Raw genomic sequence first — 6,992 nt, forward strand, 5'->3', positions numbered from 1 at the left:
ATGTTATTCATTACAGGAAATTGGTGGAAACCTGTACCTGATGATACAAAAATACAAAATCAAATAAATGATGCAATTTATGAAGGATACGATAATTAATTAAATTTGAGAATGGTTACTCAAGAAAGGAATTAGCATACGCTAGTTCCTTTTTAATATTTTGTAAAACATTATCCATTCTAAAATTTGCATAGATATACTTGCTTTTTTCATATACATAGTTACTAATGACTCGTTTTTTTCGTGAGAGGAGCGTATTTCTTGGAAAAAGTATTATTTTTCGGAGACCCAGGTATTGATGACTCATTTGCCATTATGTATGGCTTACTGCATCCCGAAATTGAAATTGTCGGTATTGTAACTGGATACGGAAATGTTGAGCATATACATGCTGCACATAATGCAGCGTATATTTTACAGTTAGCAAATAGACAAGACATTCCTGTCATTAGTGGTGCAACAAAACCACTTACAGAAGAAATCACTACGTACTATCCTGAAATTCACGGAGCAGAAGGATTAGGGCCCATCCATGTTCCAGAAAATATATTATCTATTCCAATATACAATTTTGGCAGTATTGCTGCGATTCTTATAAAGTACGGAAAAGATTTAACGATTGTTGATGTAGGAAGATCTACCTCGTTAGCAATTGCTTTTAATTTGTGGAATGATTTAATGCTAAATGTAAAAGGAATCTATTTCATGGGTGGTGTTTTTTTAGAAGTAGGAAACGTTACGCCGTTAGCAGAGGCAAATGTGTATGGAGATCCTATAGCAAGTAAAATTGTTTTCCATCAAGCAAAGAATTTATTAATATTCCCTTTAAATGTAACAAACAAAGCTGTGTTAACACCAAATGTGTTTGACTATATTCAAGCTAATTCAAAGAATCCATTCCATACGATAATGAAACCAATGTATGATTACTATTTTTCTGCATACCAAAAACTTAATCCATCTATCGAAGGGCCATTGCTTCATGATGTGGTTGCTATAAGTGGATTAGTAAATCCAAACTTTTTTGAATTTGTACATCGTACAGTGAATGTTGATACATACGGAGATACGAAAGGACAAACATTTGCTGATTTTCGCCTTAGCTCTATATCTGAAGGAGCCCGTATAGCTTTAGAAATAGATGCAGAAAAATTCATTCAAGATTTTATAAAAATTATGTTATAAGTTGTTGTCGAAAAAGGGAATTATTTCAATGCGTTGAATATAAACATACATCCTCTATATAAGGGAGCTTACAATATTGAATATCCAGTTAAAGGTTGTTACGAGAGAAAATTGGGAAGAAGCATTAAAGCTACAAGTTAAAGAAAATCAGTTGAAATTTGTTCCACCCGTAGCAGTTTCGCTTGCTAAAGTATATATAAAACCAGATGGTGACAATGTAGAGTACATACCATTCGCTATATACCATGGTGACCTTATGGTTGGTTTTGTTATGCATGCTGTTGTAAGAGAGACATCGGATATGTATTGGATTAACGGATTTATTATTGATCAATCGCAGCAAGGTAATGGTTATGGAAAAGCAGCATTACAAGAAAGTATTAATATAATAAAAAATACTTTTAAATCGTGTAAAGAAATTAGATTAACAGTACATAAAGATAATCTCTCTGCAAAGAAATTATATGAACGATATGGTTTCATATCATTAGGACAAGAGTATGATGGTGAGCAAGTATATCGTTTATTTGTTTAACTATTAGGAAGTAAAGGTGTAAATGAAATATGCAATTTACTGAAGTGAAAATTGAAGTGTTCATTCCTGAAGAATATATTGAAACATTAAGGGATGAATTAAATAAAATTGGAGCATGTAAAACGGGCGAATATGACCATTGCCTTTCCTATAGTTCAGTGAAAGGATATTGGAGACCTTTAGAAGAGGCATCTCCTCTTAATGGAGAAATTGGGCGAATATGCGAAGGGCAAGAATGTAAAGTTGAAATAAAGTGTAAACGAGAACTTGTAAAAGATGCTCTTGAAGTTATTAATGATATTCATCCGTATGAAACACCTATGATTTATATTATACCAATACTAAATGACTATTTTGAGCAACTATACATTGAATAACTAGGAGGGATTTCAATTGAAAAGTAAATTCCATCATATTGTACGAGCAGTCATGATAAAAGATGGGAAATTATTAGTTACTGAATATATCGGCCATCATTATTTTTTACCTGGTGGCCATGTTGAAATTGGAGAATCAGTAGAGAATGCATTAATAAGAGAGTTAAGAGAAGAACTTGGAGTAAACTGTAGTATACAACAATTTTTAGGAGTCATAGAAAATCAATGGCAAGATAAAGAAGTGCTCCATCATGAAATTAATCACATTTTTGAAGTAGAGTCACAAGATTTACATACGGACTTAACACCGAAATCGAGCGAGTCTCATTTAGCATTTCACTGGATAGATTATAATAAAGAAGCCTTAAATCATTATGAAATCATGCCAATGCCTTTAGTGAAGGAATTACTAGAAAGAAAGTTAAGTGATGAACTACTAAATTGTTGGATTAGTAATTTTTAAATCACTTTATTTATAGTAAATACGTCCATCGAATAAATATAAAGAAAATAGGCTGAAAAACAAGGTACATCACCTAGTGTAAGTTCATATTTTGTTGATGTACGCATTTAGTCTATAGTCTTGTTTCTATTTTGTTTACAAAAATATATAAACTTTAACGTTTGGGCGAAATTTATATTTATAAATGGAGGGGTTCGTAATGAATCAGTTTCAACATGAATTACAAACATTAAACCTTAATGATTATCAAACTGGTAATGTTGTGTATTGGGATCAACAACAAAGCCAATATCCATATTATTACATCCAAGGCGATGCACGTCGTTGTGGCGGATGCGGAGGTTGTGGTGGACGCTGTGGCGGTTGCGGCGGTGGCAGATGTGGTGGTTGCGTAGGTTGTGCCGGATGTTTTGGTTGCTTTAATTGCTGGAACTGGTGGATTATTTAAATATAGTACATCATTAATATTTTATATGAAAGAAAGGTGTAAATACTGTTTATACTTTTCTTTCATGCTGTAATTTTGATGTGTATTAAGGGGGATTTATTTGTATACATATGATAAGTTGATTTCTTGGGTAGAGAATATAAAAGAAAAAAATCATAGTTCTGCTACAGCAATTTGTATTATAAAAAATAATAAAGTCGTATTAGAGCATTATAGCGGTTATCACTCAAATACATCGACTAATAAAAAAGTAACCGCATCTTCGCAGTTCAACGTTGCTTCTGCTAGAAAAAGTTATTTAGGATTAATGATAGCGTATGCGCTTTACGAGGGGAAAATAAACTCTATTGATGATGAAGCGATAAAATATTTTAAAGACTTTAATCCTACATTGCTTGGTAAAACAACGATAAGACATTTAGTAACACATTCGCACGGATTAGAAGAAATGAATGACGGGACAATTTTTCGTGAATTTGAACCGGGACAAGCATGGGCATATAGAGATATTAATGTAAGAATGATGACACGTCTTATTTATCAGCTATATAACAAAAGTTTTCCTGAATTGTTAAAGGAGCGTGTTTTTAAGCCTGCTAATTTTCAAGAAACAGGTTGGAGAGTTCAGCGAGATGAAAATTTAGTTGACGTTGTTAATAATCCAAATGAAGACGCGACTAGTGAAATTGGTACGGTAGATGACGGTACTGAAAAAAATCTGTTTGTCTCAGCTAGAGAATTTGCTTATTGGGGCAATCTTCATTTAAATCAAGGTGTGATAAACGGTAAGCAAATTGTTCCAAAAGAAGTTATAAAAATCGCTACGAGTTTGCAGAGTCCAACATATGTAAATAAAGAGCTACCACAAAATGGATTGTTTTGGTTCGTTCAAAATGAACCTGCACAATTAAGCGAACTTGGTGAACGTGTTCCAAAAGGGTCATATCAAATATTAGGGATTACTGGACCGACTATTTTAGTAATACCTGAATATAATGTAGTTGTTGCAAAAATGTATAACAAAAGATATAACTACGGCGGTGATAATTACTTATATTATTTACGTGAATTTAGTAATTTAGTCGCTGATACATTTAGTAACGGTAATAGGGCATAATTACTCCTATAACAAAAAGGAGTGATTGTAAGTGAAAGATAAAGTGAACAAAAATAAAAAACAAAATATAAAAGATGTAAATACAGAGCAAAATGCAATTTATAGCGATCCTAAAGATGCAGCTAATATGCAAACTGTACCGCAGCCGAAGGATTTTGATGAAATCGAATATTAATTTTTCATCCGACTATATGATGAATGAAAAATACGTCTTAAGTCTCATCACATATAAGAAATTATTTGATAACATATATACATAAGCATTCGAAAATGGCTTATCTTAACAAAGCTTTCTTTAGAAACATCTGATATAACCTGCAAAAGACACTTCTTTATGAAGTGTCTTTTTGTGTATATGAACTTAATTACCATTTTCCGTACAGTATCTTGCAATTTACGATGGATATACTAACTGTGAAAATCTATGTCAAGATAAAAGAAGGGGACAGTTAGTATGAAACAAACTTCTATAAATCCGTTACTAATTGTTCTAGGTACAATCATTATTCAAATTGGCCTTGGAACAATTTATACATGGAGTTTATTTAATCAACCCCTTGTAAGTAAGTTTGGATGGAATCTTAATTCAGTAGCGATAACTTTCTCTATAACAAGTTTTTCTTTATCATTCTCAACTTTATTTGCAGCAAAATTGCAGAAAAAATTAGGACTTCGGAAACTTATTGCTACTGCAGGAATTGTTTTAGGACTCGGCTTAATACTTAGTTCACAAGTTTCTTCCTTACCACTATTATATTTATTAGCTGGTGTTGTTGTTGGTTATGCGGATGGAACAGCTTATATTACATCACTATCTAATTTAATTAAATGGTTTCCAAATCGGAAAGGGCTTATTTCAGGTATATCTGTATCAGCGTATGGAATGGGCAGCTTAATCTTTAGATATATAAACGGAAATCTTATCGATAACCTTGGTGTATCACAAGCATTCTTATATTGGGGTATTATCGTGTTACTTTTAGTGTTAATCGGATCGTTCTTCTTACGTGAGGCAATTGTAAGTAATGCTGTAACTGAAACATTGCACAATGACTATACTCCGCGTGAAATGATGCGAACGAAACAAGTATATCTGCTATTTTTTATGTTATTCACCTCGTGTATGGGTGGTTTGTATTTAATCAGTATGGTAAAAGATATCGGTGTACAACTCGTTGGCCTTAGCGCAGCAACCGCTGCAAACGCCGTTGCTATGATTGCAATTTTTAATACAGTAGGTAGAATTATTCTTGGGACGTTATCAGATAAAATCGGCCGAATGAAAATTGTCTCTGCAACGTTTATTATTATAGGATTGTCAGTCTTTACTTTAAGTTTTATTCCGCTAAATTACGGAATCTATTTTGCTTGTGTAGCAAGTGTCGCCTTTTGCTTCGGCGGTAATATAACTATATTCCCAGCTATTGTCGGAGATTTCTTTGGATTAAAAAACCATAGTACAAATTACGGGATTGTCTACCAAGGTTTCGGATTTGGTGCGCTTGCAGGATCATTTATTGGAGCGATACTCGGGGGATTTCAACCAACTTTCATTATAATCGGTGTTTTAAGTGTTATTTCCTTCATTATTTCAATATTAATCCGCCCACCAAATGTAGAAAAGAAAAAGGAACTAAAACATTTACATCGGAAAGTAGCTTAATTTTAAAAAGAGTCCTCATGTTAGGGCTCTTTTTTATTCCATTAACTTTGCTTCTTTACGAACTTATTAAAGACAGGACAATTTCATTATAAAATTGAATAGATAAGTAAAAAGGAGCGTGACACTTAAAATGAAAATAGTACAGCAGTGGGTACAAGAAGATAGTGATTACATAAGAGAGAAAGTAATTGAATACAATCAAAAATATCTTGCAGATGAAGAAAAAACACCTTCAGAAAAGGTTAGTTTCATAGTAAGAAATGAAAAAGAAGAAATAGTAGGTGGGGTAACAGCAATAACTTTTTGGCACCATGTACACGTTGACTTTCTATGGGTTTCTGAAGAATATAGGCATGAAGGTTACGGAAGCAAGTTAATAAAGCTTATTGAAGAATTTGCAATTGAAAAAGGGTGTAGGTTAATTAATTTAGATACTTTTAGTTTCCAAGCACCTGATTTTTATAAGAAACATGGATATAAAGTAATTGGAGTAAGTGAAGATCATCCGAAAGGACATAATCATTATTATTTAGAAAAACGGTTAAAAAGTATATAGAATTTGTTAACGTTAGTATTTGAAATACAAATGCAATAAGGGCGAGGTTATTATTAATTTCAGTATTAATTGAATCAATTTTTATACTAAAACTGCAAGAACGTACTTTGGATAATCTTCCTAAGGTACGTTCTTTTTTTATATCAGTAGCCTATTCTTATTAACTCCAACAATAGCGGTAAAGGCAAGACTTAACTAACTTATATATATTAAAAGGAGTTAATGGTAGAATGAATAGAAGGCAGAAAATTCCTTTTATTTAAAATAGAGGAGGTATATATGAAAAAAGTTAATGTTACATACGCGATTTTGTACGATAAAACTAATGAAAAGATCTTAATGGTAAAAAACAAAGGGGAAAATGGTTCTTATTATACATTACCAGGTGGCGCAGTTAAACTAGGAGAAACATTAGAAGAAGCAGTAATTCGAGAAGTAAAAGAAGAAACAGGGTTACATATAAACGTAAACGGGATTTGTTCTATCAGTGAAGCCTTTTTCGAGGAAAGAGATCATCATGCAATTTTCTTTAATTTTCTAGGCGAAATAATCGGCGGGGAGACATATATATCAAGGCCAAAAGAAATCGAAGAGATTACTTGGATGGAATTACATATAGCAGCACCGTATTTACGCATACCAGAACAT

Annotated in this window: 10 protein-coding genes and 1 pseudogene; all 11 read left to right on the forward strand. The window is 32.6% G+C overall.

The genetic code is table 11. The annotated features are described in order from the left end of the window. Nucleotides 1-99, forward strand: a pseudogene (locus GBN78_RS27620) (glycosyl hydrolase family 8); the annotation flags it as partial. Between the two features lie 162 nt (nt 100-261). After that, nucleotides 262-1,185 carry a nucleoside hydrolase gene (locus tag GBN78_RS27625; RefSeq protein WP_000416775.1) on the forward strand — a complete coding sequence of 308 codons (924 nt, stop codon included), beginning with the start codon at nt 262-264 and terminating at the stop codon, nt 1,183-1,185. Between the two features lie 76 nt (nt 1,186-1,261). Beyond that, entirely contained in the window at nt 1,262-1,720 is a 459-nt protein-coding gene (locus tag GBN78_RS27630) for a GNAT family N-acetyltransferase (RefSeq protein ID WP_001025612.1), read from the forward strand. Between the two features lie 29 nt (nt 1,721-1,749). Further along, a complete protein-coding gene (gene cutA, locus GBN78_RS27635; RefSeq protein ID WP_098939602.1) occupies nt 1,750-2,097 on the forward strand; it encodes a divalent cation tolerance protein CutA in 348 nt (115 codons plus the stop codon). A 16-nt stretch (nt 2,098-2,113) separates the two neighbouring features. Further along, nucleotides 2,114-2,560 (forward strand): NUDIX domain-containing protein, encoded by a 447-nt coding sequence (locus GBN78_RS27640; protein ID WP_098939600.1) that lies wholly within the window; start codon nt 2,114-2,116, stop codon nt 2,558-2,560. 199 nt (nt 2,561-2,759) lie between these two features. After that, complete coding sequence (locus tag GBN78_RS27645; protein ID WP_001071345.1) at nt 2,760-3,008, forward strand: heterocycloanthracin/sonorensin family bacteriocin; 249 nt, start codon at nt 2,760-2,762, stop codon at nt 3,006-3,008. Nucleotides 3,009-3,108: 100 nt separating this feature from the next. Next, entirely contained in the window at nt 3,109-4,125 is a 1,017-nt protein-coding gene (locus tag GBN78_RS27650) for a serine hydrolase domain-containing protein (RefSeq protein ID WP_152127923.1), read from the forward strand. 31 nt (nt 4,126-4,156) lie between these two features. Beyond that, nucleotides 4,157-4,300, forward strand: coding sequence for a hypothetical protein (locus GBN78_RS30465; protein WP_000653680.1), 144 nt, complete (start codon nt 4,157-4,159; stop codon nt 4,298-4,300). 279 nt (nt 4,301-4,579) lie between these two features. After that, nucleotides 4,580-5,788, forward strand: a complete 1,209-nt coding sequence (locus GBN78_RS27655) for an L-lactate MFS transporter (protein WP_048567639.1) — start codon at nt 4,580-4,582, stop codon at nt 5,786-5,788. A gap of 130 nt (nt 5,789-5,918) precedes the next feature. Further along, a complete protein-coding gene (locus tag GBN78_RS27660; protein ID WP_000706906.1) occupies nt 5,919-6,344 on the forward strand; it encodes a GNAT family N-acetyltransferase in 426 nt (141 codons plus the stop codon). 279 nt (nt 6,345-6,623) lie between these two features. After that, nucleotides 6,624-6,992: NUDIX hydrolase (locus GBN78_RS27665; RefSeq protein ID WP_152127924.1), on the forward strand; the 369-nt coding region annotated here is incomplete at its 3' end.

This window comes from Bacillus sp. B2-WWTP-C-10-Post-4 (assembly GCF_009183805.1).
Lineage (GTDB): Bacteria > Bacillota > Bacilli > Bacillales > Bacillaceae_G > Bacillus_A > Bacillus_A cereus.

Excerpts from the sequence above, each read along its gene's own strand:
- cutA (WP_098939602.1), top strand. The coding sequence starts at position 1,750 with ATGCAATTTACTGAAGTGAAAATTGAAGTGTTCATTCCTGAAGAATAT.
- GBN78_RS27645 (WP_001071345.1), top strand. The coding sequence starts at position 2,760 with ATGAATCAGTTTCAACATGAATTACAAACATTAAACCTTAATGATTAT.
- GBN78_RS27655 (WP_048567639.1), top strand. The coding sequence starts at position 4,580 with ATGAAACAAACTTCTATAAATCCGTTACTAATTGTTCTAGGTACAATC.
- GBN78_RS27660 (WP_000706906.1), top strand. The coding sequence starts at position 5,919 with ATGAAAATAGTACAGCAGTGGGTACAAGAAGATAGTGATTACATAAGA.